Source organism: Lysobacter sp. Root604 (assembly GCF_001427505.1).
In the GTDB taxonomy this organism is placed as follows: Bacteria; Pseudomonadota; Gammaproteobacteria; order Xanthomonadales; family Xanthomonadaceae; genus Lysobacter.
The window spans coordinates 594,277-612,982 of record NZ_LMGS01000001.1; the positions used below are offsets into that span (position 1 = coordinate 594,277).

The 18,706-nt window shown below is 70.1% G+C and carries 15 protein-coding genes and 1 tRNA gene; 13 read left to right on the top strand and 3 right to left on the bottom strand.

The genetic code is table 11. The features are described from left to right. Positions 1–45 precede the first annotated feature (45 nt). Positions 46–2,091, bottom strand: coding sequence for a poly-beta-1,6 N-acetyl-D-glucosamine export porin PgaA (gene pgaA, locus ASD69_RS02870; RefSeq protein ID WP_082576230.1), 2,046 nt, complete (start codon positions 2,089–2,091; stop codon positions 46–48). 668 nt (positions 2,092–2,759) lie between these two features. Here pgaA and ASD69_RS02875 point away from each other — a divergent pair. Continuing rightward, positions 2,760–4,028 (top strand): S41 family peptidase, encoded by a 1,269-nt coding sequence (locus tag ASD69_RS02875; RefSeq protein ID WP_056173772.1) that lies wholly within the window; start codon positions 2,760–2,762, stop codon positions 4,026–4,028. A gap of 93 nt (positions 4,029–4,121) precedes the next feature. Here the strand turns inward: ASD69_RS02875 and ASD69_RS02880 are convergent. Next, positions 4,122–4,198, bottom strand: a tRNA-Pro gene (locus tag ASD69_RS02880). A 196-nt stretch (positions 4,199–4,394) separates the two neighbouring features. Between ASD69_RS02880 and hisS the strand changes: the two genes are divergently transcribed. The 3 genes from hisS (at position 4,395) to ASD69_RS02895 (ending at position 8,589) form a co-directional block, all read left to right on the top strand. Next, on the top strand, positions 4,395–5,795 hold the full coding sequence (gene hisS / locus ASD69_RS02885; protein ID WP_082576232.1) for a histidine--tRNA ligase: 1,401 nt from the start codon (positions 4,395–4,397) through the stop codon (positions 5,793–5,795). A 303-nt stretch (positions 5,796–6,098) separates the two neighbouring features. Beyond that, on the top strand, positions 6,099–7,991 hold the full coding sequence (locus tag ASD69_RS02890) for an aromatic amino acid ammonia-lyase (RefSeq protein ID WP_056173778.1): 1,893 nt from the start codon (positions 6,099–6,101) through the stop codon (positions 7,989–7,991). Between the two features lie 52 nt (positions 7,992–8,043). Further along, positions 8,044–8,589, top strand: coding sequence for a 2OG-Fe(II) oxygenase (locus tag ASD69_RS02895; RefSeq protein WP_200943928.1), 546 nt, complete (start codon positions 8,044–8,046; stop codon positions 8,587–8,589). A 120-nt stretch (positions 8,590–8,709) separates the two neighbouring features. Here ASD69_RS02895 and ASD69_RS02900 read toward each other — a convergent pair whose 3' ends face one another. After that, the gene (locus tag ASD69_RS02900; protein WP_056173781.1) at positions 8,710–10,578 is read right to left on the bottom strand and encodes a diguanylate cyclase; all 1,869 of its coding nucleotides are present in this window, start codon (positions 10,576–10,578) and stop codon (positions 8,710–8,712) included. Positions 10,579–10,868: 290 nt separating this feature from the next. Between ASD69_RS02900 and ASD69_RS02905 the strand changes: the two genes are divergently transcribed. The 9 genes from ASD69_RS02905 to hisIE all read left to right on the top strand — a co-directional run bounded on the left by ASD69_RS02905 (position 10,869) and on the right by hisIE (position 18,540). After that, on the top strand, positions 10,869–11,159 hold the full coding sequence (locus ASD69_RS02905) for a YerC/YecD family TrpR-related protein (RefSeq protein WP_235567173.1): 291 nt from the start codon (positions 10,869–10,871) through the stop codon (positions 11,157–11,159). Positions 11,160–11,214: 55 nt separating this feature from the next. Further along, the gene (gene hisG / locus ASD69_RS02910; RefSeq protein WP_056173787.1) at positions 11,215–12,129 is read left to right on the top strand and encodes an ATP phosphoribosyltransferase; all 915 of its coding nucleotides are present in this window, start codon (positions 11,215–11,217) and stop codon (positions 12,127–12,129) included. A gap of 14 nt (positions 12,130–12,143) precedes the next feature. Beyond that, positions 12,144–13,445, top strand: a complete 1,302-nt coding sequence (hisD, locus tag ASD69_RS02915; protein ID WP_056176462.1) for a histidinol dehydrogenase — start codon at positions 12,144–12,146, stop codon at positions 13,443–13,445. Continuing rightward, positions 13,442–14,533 (top strand): histidinol-phosphate transaminase, encoded by a 1,092-nt coding sequence (hisC, locus tag ASD69_RS02920; protein ID WP_056173790.1) that lies wholly within the window; start codon positions 13,442–13,444, stop codon positions 14,531–14,533. The genes hisD and hisC overlap by 4 nt, the downstream gene beginning before the upstream one ends. A 22-nt stretch (positions 14,534–14,555) precedes the next feature. Then, the gene (gene hisB, locus ASD69_RS02925; protein ID WP_056173793.1) at positions 14,556–15,635 is read left to right on the top strand and encodes a bifunctional histidinol-phosphatase/imidazoleglycerol-phosphate dehydratase HisB; all 1,080 of its coding nucleotides are present in this window, start codon (positions 14,556–14,558) and stop codon (positions 15,633–15,635) included. A 131-nt stretch (positions 15,636–15,766) separates the two neighbouring features. Next, on the top strand, positions 15,767–16,369 hold the full coding sequence (gene hisH / locus ASD69_RS02930; protein ID WP_056176464.1) for an imidazole glycerol phosphate synthase subunit HisH: 603 nt from the start codon (positions 15,767–15,769) through the stop codon (positions 16,367–16,369). Next, positions 16,366–17,115, top strand: coding sequence for a 1-(5-phosphoribosyl)-5-[(5-phosphoribosylamino)methylideneamino]imidazole-4-carboxamide isomerase (hisA, locus tag ASD69_RS02935; RefSeq protein WP_056173796.1), 750 nt, complete (start codon positions 16,366–16,368; stop codon positions 17,113–17,115). Before hisH ends, hisA begins: the two co-directional genes overlap by 4 nt. Beyond that, entirely contained in the window at positions 17,109–17,885 is a 777-nt protein-coding gene (gene hisF / locus ASD69_RS02940; protein WP_056173800.1) for an imidazole glycerol phosphate synthase subunit HisF, read from the top strand. The genes hisA and hisF overlap by 7 nt, the downstream gene beginning before the upstream one ends. Further along, positions 17,875–18,540, top strand: a complete 666-nt coding sequence (hisIE, locus tag ASD69_RS02945; protein ID WP_056173803.1) for a bifunctional phosphoribosyl-AMP cyclohydrolase/phosphoribosyl-ATP diphosphatase HisIE — start codon at positions 17,875–17,877, stop codon at positions 18,538–18,540. Before hisF ends, hisIE begins: the two co-directional genes overlap by 11 nt. The last annotated feature ends 166 nt before the right edge of the window (positions 18,541–18,706 follow it).

Here is an 18,706-nt window from a genome sequence, read left to right on the forward strand (position 1 = left end):
AGCACGATCAGGATCAGCCGCGAGGGGCGGTGTGGACGGTTCATCTCATTCTCCCCAGCGGAATTCGGCGTCGAAGCCCAGGCGCTGTTCGCGCTGGCCGTCGTAGACCGGGCGCGACCAGTTCAGGCCGTAGCTCAGCACCCGCCCCGGGGCGAACTGCCACTCGTGTTGATAACGCAGCGACGGCACCCAGGCCGTGCCGTAGTCGCGTTGCCAATAGGCGCCCGAGGACAAGGTCAGGCGCTGGCGGAAATGACGGTCGTAGCGCCGCCAGGTCAGATGATCGAAACGGATCCCGAATTCCACCGAGGCGTCGCGCGAAGGATTGAAGTAGGGCGCGTCGTCGCGGCTGCCGCGGCCGGCGCCGAGGCTGGCCAGGCCGTCGATCAGCAGGTGCGGGCGGCTGAGCAGGCGCTGGTCCAACGCCAGGCTGAGCTGGTCGCGCCGATTGCCGTCGTCGTAGCGCCAATGCTGCAGGCTGGCGCCGAGCGCGGTGCGTTCGCTGGGGTGGTAGTCGGCGCCGATCTCGACCAAGTCGCCGGTGATGCCGGACGCGCGCGCCTGCAGCGAGGCGGCGGCGTCGTTGCGGCTCACGCGCGCACGCAGGGAGTAGCGATCGTCGATGCGCCAGCCGGCGCCGACGGCGATCGCGGTGCCGCCCAGGCCGTCGCGGTCGCGGCCGACATAGAGCTGCGCATCGAGACGGTCGTAGGCGTAGCCCAGGCCGACCTCGTTGCGTTGGGCGACGCTGCGGTCGCCCTGGAAATCGGCCCAGCGCCGGCCGCTGCGCGCGAGCAGGCGCCAGCGATCGTCGATCAAGGGCGTGGCGACTTCGACGCCGTACTCGCGGTCGCGGTTGCCCAGCGGCGAAGCGCCGCCGCCGTCGCGGTTGCGTCCGCCGGCCGCGTACACGCGCGCCTGCCAGCCGCGGCGCATGTCCCAGTTGCGGTCCATCGAGCGCACGTGGGCTTCGTTGGGGTAGCGCGCCAGCAACTGGTCGTGGATCGGTCGGGCCAGGTCGTAGCGCTGCAGCGTGGACAGGGTTTCGACCTGGCCGATGCGCGCCTCGACATTGCGCTCGTCCAGGGTGCTGGCGATCGAGAAGCGCTCCAGCGCGCGGCTGGGCCAGCCGCGGAACATATAGATGGAGCCCAAGGACGCTTGCAGATCGGCGTTGTTGGGGCCGATCGCCGCCAGCGGCTCCAGCATCGCCTGGGCGCCAGGCTGGTCCTCGCCGAAGGCGCGCGCCAGGGCGTAGTTGGTCTCGGCGTCGTAGCGTTGCCAGTTCTCGTAGCCGCGGCGCGCGCCGGGCGCGTGCGGCCAGGGCGCGCGCGCCTCGACCAGCCCGCGCAGCAGCGGTAGGGCCAGGTCGTAGCGTTCGCGTTCCAGATGCGCGTAGCCGAGCTGGATCGGCAGGTCGGGGTCTTCGGGGTCGGCCTGCACCGCGCGCTCCAGCGCGATCGCGGCCTCGTCGGGGCGGCGCAGGGTCAGCAGCGAATCGCCGACCGCGCCCAGGGCATAGCCCGGCACCGGGCGGCCGCTGTTTTCCAGGCGACGGTATTCGTCGGCGACTTCCTGATGGCGGCCGAGCCGGTTGAGCACGACCAGGCGGTCGTAGGCCAGGCTGGCCGGCTCCGGCGTGCCGGCGCTGGCGAGCTGCGCACGGTAGGCGTCGATGGCGGCGTCGGCGGCGCGCGCCTCTTCCAGGCGGGTGGCCTCGTCGACCGCGTAGGCCTTGCTCCAGACGATGCGCCGGGCCAGGCCGGCGGCGTTGAGGTTGGCGGCTTGTTCGGCGCTGAACAGTTGCGGGCGCGCCAGGTACAGGGTGCGCGCGCGGTCGCGGGCGCCGATGTCGGCCAGGGTCAGCACCCGCAGGCGGTACAGATCCGCGTCGGCGCGGTGCACCGCGAGATGGCGTTCGATCAAGGACAGCGCCGCCAGCCAATCGCGGTCGGCGCGCAGTCGTTCGATCTGGGCGTAGGGGATCTCGGCCGCAGATTGACCTTCAGCGGCAGCTACTGACGTGATGTGTAAGGTTCCACCGGCCAAGACCAAGGCCAGGGACAACGTAAGTCGATGTAAAGACGGCATGGATGGTCCGTATCCCGTATGACTGAAGGGGGCGGGGCGGCCCCAGGGGGATGGACTCAGAGAAAGTGTGATCTGAGTCACGGAGTTGGGACGCAAAGTCTGTGCCACCGCGATATATCTCGACGCGATTGTTCATGTACGACAGGCACTTAGCAGCCGGGGCCCTCGCTAGCGAGGCTTGAGGTCGAATCCGGGTCCGAAACAGCGGATCGAGCCGGGCGAGGCATCGACGGGCCAAAAAAAACCGGCACGAGGCCGGTTTGGGGGACAGGAGCAGAACCTGTCAAAGCGGAGCCGCCTGTGCCGATCCTGGCCGGAGCGGGGGGCGGACCTGTCTCTAAGGGATGATCGCCACGGCCGATCCGTCGCATTCGGACCCGTGTCGGTGCGGTTGGCGATCCTCCATCGCTTACGGTCGGGCCGCTGGCGCGCCCGGCGCCGGCGACGATACCCGGACGCACAAGCAAGAGGCGCTCGGTGGGCCGGTGCTTGAGTCGTAACGGTGCGGTCTGCGCCAAACCGGGGGTGGGACGGCAGATTCGGCAAAGTGGCGGCCGTCCGACGCCCGCCGGCCGGCCACGTCCTGCCGCACGCAGCGGGCGCCCCTCTTGAGCGCTGCGGAGCGCATTGTTAGCGTCGCCCGTCTCCGTAATGCAGGGAACATCCCAGTGGCGAAACGCAGCGCGGTGGCTTGGGCGATCGTCGCCGGTTTGCTGTGCGGGGCCGCCAAGCCCGAGCCGGCAACGGACTATGCCGCGCTGTTCGAGCGGATCTGGACCCGCGTCGATCAGAACTACTACGACCCCGGTTTCCACGGCGTGGACTGGCAGGAGGCCGGGCGCCGTTACCGCGCGCAGCTGCGCCAGGTCCGCGACGACGCGGCCTTCAAGGCCCTGGTGGCGCGCATGCTGGGCGAGCTCAAGAGCTCGCATACCTCGCTGTCGGCGCCGAGCAAGAGCGGCGACCAGCGCCGCGGCATCGGCGCCCGTTTCGAGCTCGTGGACGGCGTGCAGACCGCGGTCGACGTCTCGTCGCTGAGTCCGGCGTGGCGGCACGGTTTGCGGCCAGGCGACCAGTTGCTGGGTTCGCCGGACGATCTGCCCGGGCCGCTGGGCAGCAGCGCCGAGGTCGCGATCCGCGACTGCGCGGGCGGCGAGCGTCGCCTGAATGTCGAGCGCGTCGCGATGGGTTGGCCGCCGGAACATCCGGGCTGGCGCTGGACCCGCTACACGCCGCGCAGCGGCCTGGCGGTGGGCTATCTGCGCGTGGACCGCTTCGACGACGGCGCCGCCGCGCTGGCCGATCAGGCCATGAGCGAGCTGGCCGACACTCAGGCCCTGATCGTCGACCTGCGCCGCAACAGCGGCGGCAACACCTCGGCGCTGCGCCTGGCCAGCTATTTCATGCCCGCCGGCGAGACACCGGTGCTGGGCCTGTTCGCACGCCCGTATCTGCAAAAACTGGGCCACGCGCCCAGCGCGGACGAGGTGCGCGCCGGCCCCAAGGTGGTCGGCGCCTACACCGACGAGGCGGTGTTCAAGGCCGTGTCCGAGCACGGCGGCGCGGCGGTATTCCATAGCGACGCCCTGGACGGCCGACGCTACGCCGGCCGGGTGCTGGTGCTGATCGACCACGAGACCGCCAGTTCCGGCGAAGGCTTCGCCTGGGTTCTGCGCCTGCACACGCCGGCCCGCTTCATCGGCCGCGCCAGCGCCGGCGAACTGCTCAGCGGCGAGCGTTTCGCGCTCGGCCAGGGTTGGAACCTGACCGTGCCGGTGCATGGCCTGTGGGGCGCCGACGGCCGCGACTTCGCCGATCGGCCGGTGCAGCCGGATCAGGCGGTGGCGTGGACGCGCGAGGACTACTGCAGCGGTCGCGATCCGGACCTGGAGGCGGCGATGCGGGCGGCGTCGGCCGTGCCGGAGGCGGCGAAGTAGCGCGCGCGGCCCGCCAGCACGGCACCGCGCATAGCAAAAAGGCCCTGAAGGCCCGCATCGCTGCGGCTTTCAGAGCCTTTGCTTTCAGCAGATTGGTCGGGGAGACAGGATTCGAACCTGCGACCTCTACGTCCCGAACGTAGCGCTCTACCAGACTGAGCTACACCCCGACAGCTGAGCCGACAATTCTAGCGACACCGATCGAGGCGAGCAAGAGGCAGGCCGCAATCCGTCGCGCGAGCCCGCGCAGGCGCCGTTCCGGGTGAGGGTGCGGCGTACGGGCGGAACGTTAAACTACGGGCCTTGCGTCCACCCGGCGCGCGCCGCAGCGCGCCGGGCCGGCGCGTCTTTCCTCCGGAGTCCCGCTTGATCAAGCCACGCACCACGCCCGGCGTCATGGAGCTGCTGCCGCCCGACCAGATCGCGTTCCAGCGCATGCTCGATACGATCCGCCGCAATTTCGAGCGCTTCGGCTTCCTGCCGGTGGAAACCCCGGTCATGGAGCTGACCGAGGTGCTGTTGACCAAGAGCGGCGGCGAGACCGAACGCGAGGTGTATTTCGTCGAATCCACCGGTTCGCGCGCGAAGAACAACAAGGCCGAGGAACGCGCCACGCCCGAACTGGCGCTGCGCTTCGACCTGACCGTGCCGCTGGCGCGTTACGTGGCCGAGCACGAGCACGACCTGGCGTTTCCGTTCCGCCGTTATCAAATGCAGCGGGTCTATCGCGGCGAGCGCCAGCAAGCCGGCCGCTATCGCGAGTTCTATCAGTGCGATATCGACGTGGTGGGCAAGGATTCGCTCAGCGTGCGCTACGACGCCGAGTTGCCGGCGACGATCTACGCGGTGTTCTCCGAACTCGACATCGGTGCGTTCACCATCCAGCTCAACAACCGCAAGCTGCTGCGCGGCTTCTTCGAGGCCCAGGGCGTGGCCGATGCCGAGCTGCAGGCGCGGGTGCTGCGCGAGGTCGACAAGCTCGACAAGCGCGGCGCCGACTACGTGCGCGAAACCCTGACCGGCCCGGAGTTCGGTCTCAGCGCCGAGGCGGTCGCGACCATCCTGGATTTCGTAGGCGTACGTTCGACTTCGCACGCCGATGCGATGGCGCGTCTGGATGCGCTCGGCGAGGGTAACGACACCCTGCGCGAAGGCGTTGCGGAACTGCGCGAGGTGCTGGAACTGATCCGCGCGCTGGGCGTGCCGGAACAGAATTACGCGCTGAACTTCTCGATCGCGCGCGGCCTGGATTACTACACCGGTACCGTCTACGAGACCACGCTCAACGATTACCCGGGGCTGGGTTCGATCTGCTCGGGCGGGCGTTACGAAAATCTCGCCAGCAACTACACCAAGTCGCACTTGCCGGGGGTCGGCATCTCGATCGGCCTGACCCGCTTGTTCTATCAGTTGCAGAAGGCCGGCATCGTCAGCACCGCCGAAAGCACGGTGCAGGTGTTGGTCACCCAGATGGAGGACGCGCACCTGCCGCACTGCCTGGCGGTGGCCAACGAGCTGCGCCACGGCGGCCTCAACACCGAAGTGGTGATGGAGCCGTCCAAGCTGGGCAAGCAGTTCAAGTACGCCGACCGCGCCGGTATCCGCTTCGTGGTGGTGCTGGGCGAGAACGAGATCGCCAATGGCACCGCGACGGTCAAGGACCTGCGCCGCGAGGACCAGTTCGAAGTCGCGCGCGGCGATCTGGCGCGCACGCTGCGGATCGAGCTGGAGCAGGCGCGGGTCATGCCGCAGGCCGTGTCCGAGTGAGCAATCGAGGCGCGAACGGCCTTGGCGCCGCGGGTGGTACGACCGCGTTGCCGCCCGATCGCGCCGTTGGATCGCGGTACCGGATGCGCGGGTTCGCCTCCGGATTCCGCTACACGGTGCGCCGCGACCCGGATGGGAATCCGGCGTGACGGCGCACCGAATCACTCCGCGGCGCGCATCCGCCGTCGCGGTTCCCAATGTGGCATAGACGCACCGACTCCCGAGTACGCTCGGCCGGGCCAGACCGTTCGCGGTGAACGCCCGCCGTTCAGATGATCGCCAGGGTGCGAGGCGAGGTTGCAAATGAACAAGATTCAACTCGATGGCCGTTCGCTGACGCGCGCGCAACTGGTGGCGGTGGCTTACGGCGCGCAGGTCGAACTGGCCGCGGCGCAACTGCCGGCGGTGCAACGCGCGGCCGATTTCCTGGCCGAACAGGTGCGTCGCGAAGAACCGATCTACGGCGTCTCCACCGGCTTCGGCAGCAACGCCGACCGCCTGCTGGGCGCCCATCACCTGCGCGACCAACTGCCGGGCGCGCAGGCCTCGGGCGAGACCCTGCACGAGGAACTGCAACGCAATCTGATCGTCACTCACGCGGTCTGCGTGGGCGAGGCGTTCGCGCCGGAGATCGTGCGCGCGATGCTGTGCATCCGCATCAACACCCTGATGCGCGGCCACTCCGGCATCCGCGTGCAGACCCTGCAGGCGCTGACCTCGATGCTCAACGCCGGCATCGTGCCGGTGGTGCCGCAGCTGGGTTCGGTCGGCGCCAGCGGCGATCTGGCGCCGCTGTCGCATCTGGCGATCGTGCTGCTGGGCGGCGGCGAAGCCTTCTATGAGGGCGAGCGCATGCCCGGCGCGCAGGCGCTGGAGCGCGCCGGCCTGAAGCCGGTCACGCTGTCGTACAAGGAAGGCCTGGCGCTGAACAACGGCACCGCGCAGATGCTGGCCTGCGGCGTGCTGGCGCTGGAGAAGCTGGAGGATCTGGCCGACACCGCCGACCTCGCCGCGGCCATGACCATCGATGCCTTCGCCGGCCGCCTGGGCGCGTTCGCCGAGGAAGTGCATGCGCTGCGCCCGCATCCGGGTCAGGTCGAGGTGGCCGCGCACCTGCGCCGCCTGCTCGAAGGTTCGACCCTGTCCGACATTCCCTACCACCTGGTGCCGCGCTTCCGCGCCTGGCAGCCGCACAGCTGGGACACCCCCGAATCGCAGGCCCTGCGCTTCGACATCGGGTGGGACTGGGTGCCGTTCGGCCAGCGTCACGGTCGCGAGAAGTTCTACCTGCGCTTCCGGCCGTTCCGCGGCGGCAAGAAGCACCAGCCGCAGGACAGCTATTCGCTGCGCTGCATTCCGCAGGTGCACGGCGCCGTGCGCGACGCGCTGGCCCAGGCCGCGCGCGTGCTCGAGGTCGAGCTCAACTCGCTCACCGACAATCCCATCGTGTTCCCGGACGCGCAGGCCGAGCACGTCGAGCAGCAGGTGATCTCGGCCGGCCACTTCCACGGCATGCCGCTGGCGCTGGCGATGAGCTACGTCAAGGCCGCGATCCCGGTGCTGGCGAGCATCTCCGAGCGCCGCCTCAACAAGCTGGTCGATCCGGCCACCAACGACGGCCTGCCGGCGTTCCTGATCGGCAACGAGGACTCGACCGAGTCCGGCCACATGATCGTGCAGTACACCGCCGCGGCGATCGTCAACGACCTGGCCAGCCGCGCGCATCCCGCTTCGGTGTATTCGATCCCGACCAGCGCCAACGCCGAGGACCATGTCTCGATGGGCGCCAACGAGGCCCGGCATGTGCTGGCCATGGCCGACGATCTGGGCAAGGTGCTGGCGCTGGAGTTGTACACCGCCGCCCAGGCCCTGGACCTGCGTCGCGACATGATCAACGCCGCGCGCGATCTGGCCGACCGCGCCGATGCGCAGGGGCTTGCCGGCAAGGTCGCCGGCGGTCCGCTGCCCAGCGACGCCGATCACGCCGGCTTCCTGGCCGAGGTCGAAGGCCTGCGCAGCGAGCTCGCGGCGGCCGAGGAGTTCCGTCCGGGCCGCGCGGTCGCGGCCGCGCACGCGGCGATCCGCGAGCGCATCGCCTTCCTGTCGCGCGACCGCGCCCTGGACGGCGAAGTCGCCACCGCGCTGCGCATGGTCTCCGACGGCAGCGTGCTGGCGGCGGCGCGTTCGGTGCTGTGAAAACCACGACGGGATACGGCGCCGCCGTATCCCGTCTCTGCGAGGTTGCGTCATGCGGGTGATCGCGCATACCGAACACGTGTTCAGCGTCGAGGGCTTCCTCGGCGCCGACGAATGCGCGGCCCTGATCGCGCTGGCCGAGGCGCGCGGCTTCGCCGCCGCCGACGTGCGCGCGCCGGGCGGCGCGCGTGCGCTGCCGCATGTGCGCAACAACGAACGGGTGGTGTTCGAGTCGCCGGATTGGGTGTCGCGCTTGTGGCGTGGCCTCGGCGAGCTCGCCTTGCCGCTGCTGGAAGGCGAGGCGGCGATCGGCCTGCCGCGCGCGCTGCGCTTCTACAAGTACGGGCCCGGGCAGCGTTTCCGCATGCACAGGGACGGGCCCTGGCTGGAGGACGGGCGCAGCAGCCGCCTGACCTTGCTGGTCTATCTCAACGAAGGGTTCGCCGGCGGCGATACCGACTTCCGCGGCTTCCGTGTGGTGCCGCGCACCGGCGCCGCGCTGCTGTTCGTCCACGACACCTGGCACGAAGGCGCCGCGGTCGAGGCCGGCAGCAAATACGTGCTGCGCTCGGACGTGATGTACGCACCGTCCGCCTGACGCGGCCGTAGGCTGTGGTGAGCCGTAGGCGAACCGCACCATCGCATTGCAGGGTGCGTTGCGACATGGCGAGCGATGCGGTTCGCTGGGCTCACCGCATCCTGCGTGGCGCGCTGGGCGCTAATTTTGTCGGCGTTCTTCCGGGGCCGAGGTGCGCACGCAGTCGCGGCCGTCGGCCTTGGCCTGGTACAGGGCTTGATCGGCGTCCTGCAGGGCGGGATCGATCGCGTTGTCGCAATCGCTGTCGTTGTCGGCCTCGCGCGCGATCGCGTGCACGCCGATGCTGGCGGTGATGGTGATCGCGTATTCGCCGCTGCGGCAGGGCTGTTCGCGCAGGTGCTGGCGCAGGTCCTCGGCCACCCGCGAGGCCGCCTGCAGGTCCAGGCCGGGCAGGGCGACGATGAACTCCTCGCCGCCGAAGCGCGCCAGCAAGGCGCGGTGCGGTTGCAGGGCGTGGCCCATGGTGCGCGCGGCCCAGCACAGGCATTCGTCGCCGACCAGGTGGCCGTAGCGGTCGTTGATCTGCTTGAAGTGGTCCAGGTCGATCATCAGCAGCGACAGCGGCCGTCCGCTTTGCTGCGATTTCTCCAGCAGTTCCTGGAACACGTTGCGGAAATGGGTGCGGTTGTGCAGGCCGGTCAGGCCGTCGCGCTGGCTGCTTTCGCGCAGGCGTTCGTGCGCGTCTTCCAGCTGCGCCAACGCGCTGCGCAGTTCGACCGTGCGCTGCTCGACCTTGTGTTCGAGCTGGGTCTTGGCCTCGTGGACGATGCGTTCGTTCTCGTTGCGTAGCGAGGCGTAGCGATAGCCCAGCGCCACCGACAGCAGCAGCATCTCCAGCGCCGAGCCGATCTGCACGCCGTACTCGGTGATGAACACCTTGGGCAGCAGGCCGAACGCGATCGCGGTGAACATGCCGGTGCCGAGCAGGAACATCGACCAGGCCAACAGGAACAGCTGCGCGGGCTTGTAGCCGCGGCGCAGCACCACCAGCGTCGCGACCGCGATCCAGGCGATGCTGAAGAACACCGCCGCCGACGCGATCGGAGTGGCGACGTGGTAGGGCAGGCGGGTCGCGGCGATGCCGAGCAGCACGAAGAACGCGATCATGCCCAGGCCGACCCGGTCGCCCAGGCGCCAGCGCTGCTTCAGGCCCAGGAAGGTGCGCGCGAACTGCTGCATGCCGACCTGGGCCAGACAGATCGACAGCGGCACCGATTTGTCGGCCAGCCAGGTCGAGCGCGGCCACAGATACTCGAAGCCCAGGCCGTTGAGGGTCAGCAGGACCAGGCCGAAGGCGGAGATGTGCAGCAGGTACCAGAAGTAGCTGGCGTCGCGCAGGCTCAGCCACAGCACCAGGTTGTAGATGAACAAGGCCAGCAGGATGCCGTAGTACAGGCCGATGCCGAACTGCGCGTCGCGCGAGACCTCGGTGAACGCGGTCGGCGTGAACAGGGTCAGCGGCACCTGCATCGAGCTCTGGCTCTGCACGCGCACGTACAGATCGGCGGGCTGGTCGGCCGGCAGGTTCAGCCAGAAATTCGGATGCCGGTAGCGGATGCTGCGCGATGCGAACGGCAGGCTGTCGCCGCCGGCCAGGTGTTCGACCTTGCCGTCGGCGTGGCGGGTATAGACGTCGATGCGGTCGCTGAGCGCGTACTGCTGCACCAACAGCCAGCGCGGCTCGTTGCGGTCGCGGTTGAGCAGGCGCACGTGGAACCAGTACGCGCCCGGCTGGAAGCCGAAGGCGGCGTTGCCGTTGGGCAGGGGCGCGTAGAGGCCCTCGCGCAGGGCGCGTTCGGCGCCGATCAGATCCTGGCGGCCTTCGACGTCGTGGTAGTAGGCGATGTGCGGCTCCAGCGGCACGCCGACGTGGGTGCCGTCCAGTACCAGCGCGGTCTCGGTGTTGGCGAACGCGGCCCACGATGCACCGGCGAGGCACAGCCCGAGTGCGAGCAGCCAGATATGTAGCCCTCTCCAACCACGCCCCATGCGCACCCTCTCCGTTGGTCCGGCCGGCGTTGGGTCTTCGCGGCACGGGCTCGGAGGCAGTCTACGCTCCGGCACCGCCCTAGTTTGCGGCCTGCGCGGCCACAGGCGAGGCGCCAGCGACCGCCGGTCGGTCGCTCTTACTGTGATGAACGGCGGCTTTCGCCGATGCCGGCCGGCGCGCGGGCGCGGGAGGCGACGACTTGACGGGACTGGGGTGCATCGTCTAATGTATTAACGCGTTAATACATTATCGATAGAGCGAAGCACCCGTGAAGCGCCGCGCCATAGACATCGACGACAGCGAAGACCCGATCGCCAGCCTGGCGACCGCGCTGCTGGGGCTGCGCAATCCGGAGCAGATGCGGGCCTTCCTGGAAGACCTGTGCACGCCGGCCGAGCTGGAAGCCATGTCCGATCGCTGGCGGGTCGTGCCCTTGCTGAGCGAGGGCATGCCGTATCGCGAAATCCACACCCGCACCGGGGTCAGCGTGACCACGATCGGTCGGGTCGCGCGAATGCTGGAACGCGGCGCCGGCGGCTACGCCGCGGCCCTGCATCGACGCCCCACGCGCGTCCGCTGAACCGTAGTGCCGGGGCCTTAGCGCCCTCCATCCCCCGCCTTTCGAGATGTTCCCCATGAGTCCTACCGCCAGCCCGGCCGCGCGCGACCGCTTGCGCATCGCGATCCAGAAATCCGGCCGCCTCGCCGAGCCGGCGCGCGCGCTGCTGGCATCGTGCGGCCTGAGTTGGCGCGAAAGCCGCGACCGCCTGTTCTGCTACGGCGAAACCCTGCCGGTGGACCTGCTGCTGGTGCGCGACGACGACATCCCCGGCCTGATCGCCGACGGCGTCTGCGACCTGGGCGTGGTCGGCCGCAACGTGCTGCTGGAGCAGGATGGCGACCGTCGCGGCAACGGCCGCGCCGCGGCCTTCCGCGAATGGCGCGCGCTGGGTTTCGGCGCCTGCCGCCTGGATCTGGCCGTGCCCGAAGGCTGGGACTGGCAGGGGCCGGCGCAGCTGGCGGGCAAGCGCATCGCCACCAGCTACCCGGCCCTGCTGTCGCAATGGCTGGCCGCGCAGGGCGTGGACGCGCAGGTGGTGCTGCTGTCCGGTTCGGTCGAGATCGCGCCGCGCTTGGGCCAGGCCGAGGCGATCTGCGACCTGGTCTCCAGCGGCGCCACCCTGGCCGCGAACCAGCTCAAGGCGGTGACCACCCTGATCGAGAGCGAGGCGGTGCTGGCCGGCCCGATCAACCCCTTCGACGACGTGCGCGGCGAGCTGGCCGACCTGTTGCTGCGTCGCCTCGACGGCGCCCTGCGCATCCGCCACAGCAAGCTGCTGCTGTTCCAGGCCCCGCGCCAGCTGCTCGCGGACCTGCTGCCGCTGTTGCCCGATGCCGAGGCGCCGACGGTGATGCAACTGGACGGCGGCGACGGCGTCGCCCTGCAGGCGTTGTGCCACGGCGCGGTGACCTGGCAGCGTCTGGAAGAACTCAAGCGCGCTGGCGCGCGCGGCCTGATGGTGCTGCCGGTGGAGGGCATGCTGGCATGAGCGGCGAGGGCATCATGCAACGCCTGCAGTGGAATGCGCTGGACGAAAATCAGCGCGAGTCCGCGCTGCGCCGTCCGGCCCAACAGACCCGGCGCGAAACCGCCGAAGCGGTGACGGCGATCCTGGAACAGGTGCGTCGCGACGGCGATGCCGCGCTGCGCGCGCTGGGCGCGCGCTACGACGGCGTGGCCCTGGACGCGTTCGCCGTCGGCGCCGAGGAATTCGACGCCGCGCAACGCGAGGTCGCCGCGCCCTTGCGCGCCGCGATCGATCAGGCCGCCGCCCGCATCGAAGCCTTCCACGCCGCCGGCATGACCCAGCCTTACACCTTGGACAGCGGCGACGGCGTGCGCTGCGAGCGCATCCTGCGACCGATCCAGCGCGTCGGCCTATACGTGCCGGCCGGCTCGGCGCCGTTGCCGTCGACCGCCTTGATGCTGTGCATGCCCGCGCGCCTGGCCGGCTGTCCGCAGATCGCCCTGTGCACGCCGCCGCGCCGCGACGGCCGCGCCGATCCCGCGGTGCTCTACGCCGCGCGCCGCTGCGGCGTGAGCCGGGTCTACAAGCTTGGCGGTGCGCAGGCGATCGCGGCCATGGCTTTCGGCACCGCCAGCGTCGGCAAGTGCGACAAGCTGTTCGGGCCGGGCAATGCCTACGTCACCGAGGCCAAGCGCCAGGTCGCGTTGCTGGAGGGCGGGGCGGCGATCGATCTGCCGGCCGGGCCTTCGGAAGTGCTGGTGATCGCCGATGCCGGCGCCCATCCGGCGTTCGTCGCCGCCGACCTGCTGTCGCAGGCCGAGCACGGTCCGGATTCGCAGGTGATCCTGCTCAGCGACGACAGCGCGATGCTGGACGCGGTCGAGATCGAGATCGACGCCCAACTGGCGGCCCTGCCGCGCGCCGAGACCGCGCGCGCCGCGCTGCGCGCCTCGCGTTCGATCCGGGTCGATTCGATCGCCGACGCGCTCGAGGTCAGCAACCGCTACGCGCCCGAGCACCTGATCCTGGCCCTGCGCGACGCGCGCGCCTGGCTGCCGCGCGTGCTCGCGGCCGGTTCGGTGTTTCTCGGCGATTGGGCGCCCGAAGCGCTGGGCGACTACTGCAGCGGCACCAACCACGTGCTGCCCACCAGCGGCGCGGCGCGCTACGCCGGCGGCGTCAACGTGGCCAGTTTCCAGGTCGCGATCACGGTGCAGGAGGTGCAGCCGCGCGGCATCGCCGCGATCGGCCCCTGCGCGGTCGAACTGGCCCGCGCCGAAGGCCTGGACGCGCACCGCATCGCGGTCGCGCTGCGTTTGCAGCAGGTGGCCGCATGAGCGCGCCGCTGTCGCTGCTGCGCGAAGACCTGCGCGATTTCGCCGGCTACAAATCCGCGCGCAGCGAGGCCTTGAGCGGTTCGGTCTGGCTCAACGCCAACGAATCGGCCTGGGCCAACGCCGCCGACGACGCCGGCACGCTGCGCCGCTATCCCGATCCGCAACCGCCGCGCCTGCGCGCGGCCCTGGCCGCGCTGTACGGCTGCGCGCCCGAGCAACTGCTGGCCGGACGCGGCAGCGACGAGGGCATCGACCTGCTGCTACGCGCGTTCTGCCGCCCCGGTGGCGACGCCATCGTGACCACGCCGCCGACCTTCGGCATGTACGCGGTGTGCGCGCGCCTGCACGGCACGCGCGTGGTCGAGGTCGGCTTGCGCGACACGCCCGAGGGTTTCGTCTGCGATTTCGAAGCGATCGCGCGCGCGGCCGAGCAGACGGCGGCCAAACTGGTGTTCCTGTGCTCGCCGGGCAATCCCTCGGGCACGCTGCTGCCGCTGGATGCGATCGCCGCACTCGCGCAACGCCTCAGCGAGCGCGCGCTGGTGGTGGTGGACGAAGCCTATCTGGAATACGCGCAGGCGCCGTCGGCGGTCGGCCTGATCGCCAGCCAGCCCAACGTGGTGGTGCTGCGCACCTTGTCCAAGGCGCATGCGCTGGCGGCGGCGCGGATCGGCAGCACCATCGCCGACGCGGCCCTGATCGCGGCGCTGCAGCGTTGCCAGGCGCCGTACCCGCTGGCGGAGCCCTGCGTGGCGTTGGCCCTGCGCGCGCTAGACGCCGGCGCGCGCGCGCTCAGCGAGGCCAACGCCGCCGCCTGCGTGCTGGAGCGCGAGCGCCTGTACGCCGCGCTGCCGGCGGTGCGCGGCATACGCCAGGTCTATCCCTCGCAGGCGAACTTCCTGCTCGCGCGTTTCGAGCGGGCCCAGTCCGCCTTCGATGCGCTGCTCGCCGCCGGCGTGGTGGTGCGCGATATGCGCGCCGCGCCGCAGCTGGGCGATGCCCTGCGCATCAGCCTGGGCACCGCCGAACAGAACGCGCGCGTGCTGGAGACGCTCGCGCGCACCGACGCCGGCGAGCGCGCCGCATGAACCCGACCATCGAATCGTCCCTATGAGCCAGACCCCGCTTTTGTTCGTCGACCGCGACGGCACCCTGATCGCCGAGCCCGAGGATTTCCAGATCGACAGCTACGCCAAGCTGCGTTTCGTCGACGGCGTGATTCCGGCGATGCTGCGCCTGCGCGATGCCGGCTATCAGTTCGTGATGATCAGCAACCAGGACGGCCTGGGCAGCGAGGCGTTCCCGCGCGAGGACTTCGAGGGCCCGCACGCGCTGATGCTGCAGGTGTTCGCCAGCCAGGGCATCGTGTTCCGCGACGTCCTGATCGACACCAGCCTGCCGGCCGACAACGCGCCCACGCGCAAGCCGGCGATCGGCCTGGCCCTGCCGCTGCTGAAGGATCGCGGCATCGACTGGACGCGCACGGCCATGGTCGGCGACCGCGACACCGACATCGCGTTCGCGCGCAACCTCGGCGTCCGCGGCTTCCAACTGCGCACCGATAGCTTCGGCGGCGAGTGGGATTGGGCGGGCATCGCCCACGCGCTGGCCGACGCGCCGCGTACCGCGCGCATCCAGCGCAACACCCGCGAGACCCGCATCGAGGTCGGCGTGGACCTGGACCGCGAGGCCGATCCCAGCGTGTCCACCGGCCTGGGCTTCTTCGATCACATGCTGGAGCAGTTGGGCAAGCACGGCGGCTTCGCGCTCGAGCTCAAGTGCCAGGGCGATCTGCACATCGATGAGCATCACACCATCGAGGACAGCGCGCTGGCGCTGGGGCAGGCGCTGCGCGCGGCCCTGGGCGACAAGCGCGGCATCGGCCGCTACGGCTTCGTGCTGCCGATGGACGAAAGCCTGGCCACGGCGGCGCTGGATTTCTCCGGCCGGCCTTACTTCGTGTTCGAGGGCGCGTTCGCGCGCGAGCGCGTGGGCGACATGCCGACCGAACTGGTGCCGCACTTCTTCCGTTCCCTGTGCGAGACGGCCGGCCTGAACTTGAATCTGAACGTCCAGGGCGAAAACGACCACCACAAAGTGGAGGCATGTTTCAAAGCGGTCGCGCGCGCACTGCGCCAGGCGATCCGGCGCGAGGGCCACGGGCTGCCCAGCACCAAGGGCACGCTTTAAGGGCACTCGGCGTCGTTCAGAAATGTGTAGTCAGCGCCGGCGCGGCGGTCGCAAGTCCGCTTTGCGTCCGGAATCGCGATAGTTGAGCCGATCCCAGCGTGGTCGGCGGTAGCACGAGCAAGAGGTTTTTCGTGACGGGCGTCGTACTGATCGACATGGGTGGGGGGAACATCGGCTCGGTGCGTTATGCACTGGAGCGGTTGGGTGCGTACGCAGTACTGAGCGCCGACCCCGCCACGATCCGTACGGCCGAGCGCGTGATCCTGCCGGGGGTCGGGGCGGCGGCGCCAGCGATGGCGCGGCTGCGTGAGCTCGGTTTGGTCGACACCATCCGGGCGCTGCGTCAGCCGCTGCTCGGGATCTGTCTGGGCATGCAGCTGCTGTTCGAGTCGTCCGAGGAAGGCGACGTGGAGTGTCTGGGGCTGTTGCCCGGACGCATCGGCAAACTGCAACCGCGCCAGGGAGTTCGCGTGCCGCACATGGGATGGAATGCATTGGAACGGCGACGTCCGTCGCCCCTGCTGGACGGCATCGCCGACGGCGACCGCGCTTACTTCGTGCACAGCTATGCGGTGCCGGTAGGCCCCGACACGCTGGCCGCGAGCGAACACGGCGTGCCGTTCTCGGCCGTGGTCGGGCGCGGCAACCGCTACGGCGCGCAATTCCACCCCGAGCGTTCGGCGGCGGTGGGCGCGCGTCTGCTGCGCAATTTCCTCGACGGGGTGCCGGTATGAACAACTGCACGCTGTACCCGGCCATCGACGTGCGCGCCGGCCGCGTGGTGCGCCTGCGCCAAGGCGACTACGAACAGGAAACCGCCTACGACGAAGAACCCCTGACCATGGCCAAGCGCTACGCCGACACCGGCGCGCGCTGGCTGCACCTGGTCGATCTGGACGCCGCCCGCTACGGCGGCTACACCCTGGCGCCGCTGCTGCGCGCGATCACCACCACGAGTTGGATGCGCGTGCAGACCGGCGGCGGCGTGCGCAGCGAGGCCGACATCGAGGCCATCCTCGACGCGGGCGCCGACCGCGTCGTGGTCGGTTCGCTGGCGGTGCGCGAACCCGACCGCGTCGGCGACTGGCTGCAGCGCTACGGCGCCGACCGCATCACCGTCGCCCTGGACGCGCGCCAATCCAGCACCGGCCACTGGCGTCTGCCGGTCGCCGGCTGGACCGAGGACAGCGGCGCCCAGCTGGAACCGATGCTGGAGCACTTCGCCAACGTCGGCGTGCGCCATCTGCTGTGCACCGACGTGTCCCGCGACGGCACCATGCAGGGGCCGAACCTGGACCTGTATCGGCACGTGCGCTCGATCGCACCGGAGATGCAGGTGCAGGCGTCCGGCGGCATCCGCGATATCGCCGACATCGTCGCCGCGCACGAAGCCGGCTGTCGCGGCGCGGTGCTGGGCAAGGCCCTGATCGAAGGCCGCTTCGGCCTCGGCGAAGCCCTGCACAAGGCGCAACGATGCTGAGCCGCCGCATCGTCCCCTGTCTGGACGTGCGCGAGGGTCGCGTCGTCAAGGGCGTGCGCTTTCGCGATCACGTCGACATGGGCGATATCGTCGAACTGGCCTTGCGCTATCGCGACGAGGGTGCCGACGAGCTGGTGTTCTACGACATCACCGCCAGCCCGCAGGGCCGCAGCGTGGACCGCGACTGGGTGGAACGGGTGGCGCGCACCATCGACATCCCGTTCTGCGTGGCCGGCGGCATCCGCAGCGTCGAGGACGCGCGCGCGGTGCTCAGCGCCGGCGCCGACAAGATTTCGATCAATACGCCCGCACTGGAACGTCCGGCGCTGATCGGCGAGATCGCCGATGCCTTCGGCGTGCAATGCGTGGTGGTCGGCATCGACAGCCTGCGCGACGAGGACGGGCAATGGCGCGTGCGCCAGTACACCGGCGATCCCGAGCGCACCCGGGCGCTGGCGCGGCGCACCTTGGACTGGGTGGTCGAGGCGCAGGAGCGCGGCGCCGGCGAGATCGTGCTCAATTGCATGGGCAGCGACGGCGTGCGGCGCGGCTACGACCTGGAACAGCTGGCGGCGGTGCGCGCGCGCTGCGAAGTGCCGCTGGTCGCATCCGGCGGCGCCGGCGAGATCGCGCATTTCACCGAGGTATTCCGCGACGCCGATGCCGACGCCGCACTCGCGGCCAGCGTGTTCCATTCCGGCGCGATCCGCATCCCCGAGCTCAAGCGCGAACTGCGCGCACAAGGCGTCGAGGTACGCGATGTCCATTGAATCCAGCGGCGCGGCCGCGCGCCCGTGGGCGGATTTTTCCGTCGAAGCGCTGTCCTGGGACAAGCAGGACGGCCTGCTGCCGGCGATCGTGCAGGACGCCGCGACCCTGCGCGTGCTGATGCTGGGCTACATGAATCGCGCAGCCCTGGCCCAGACCCTGGCCAACGGCCACGTCACCTTCTACAGCCGCAGCCGGCAACGGCTGTGGACCAAGGGCGAGACCTCGGGCAACGTGCTGCACTTGCTGGCGATCGAAACCGATTGCGACGGCGACACCTTGCTGGTGCAGGCCCGCCCGCAGGGGCCGACTTGCCACCTCGGCCGCGACAGCTGCTTCGAGCACGCGCCCGACGATTTCCTGGCCGAGCTAGACCGTCTGGTCGCGCGCCGCGAACGCGAGCGCCCGGCCGGTAGCTACACCACGCGCCTGTTCGAACAGGGCCGCCGCAGCATCGCCCAGAAGGTGGGCGAGGAGGGCGTGGAGACCGCCCTGGCCGGCGTGGTCGAGGACGATGCGGCGCTGTGCGGCGAGGCCGCGGATCTGCTCTACCACCTGCTGGTGTTGCTGCGCGCGCGCGGCCTGTCGCTGGACGACGCGGTGGCGGTGCTGAAGTCGCGCCACGGCCAGCCGCATCGGGGTTCCGAGCCGGCCTGAGCAGGTTTTCGCGCCCCTGGGTTCCTGCTGTCTGTGGGAGCGGCGTAAGCCGCGATTCGACCTTCGGCATGCGACGAGAGCCGCGACCTACCGAGAGAACGCCGGCCTGGAGCCGCGTCGGTTGACGTGTTGTCGCGCATCGCGGCTCACGCCGCTCCCACAGGAA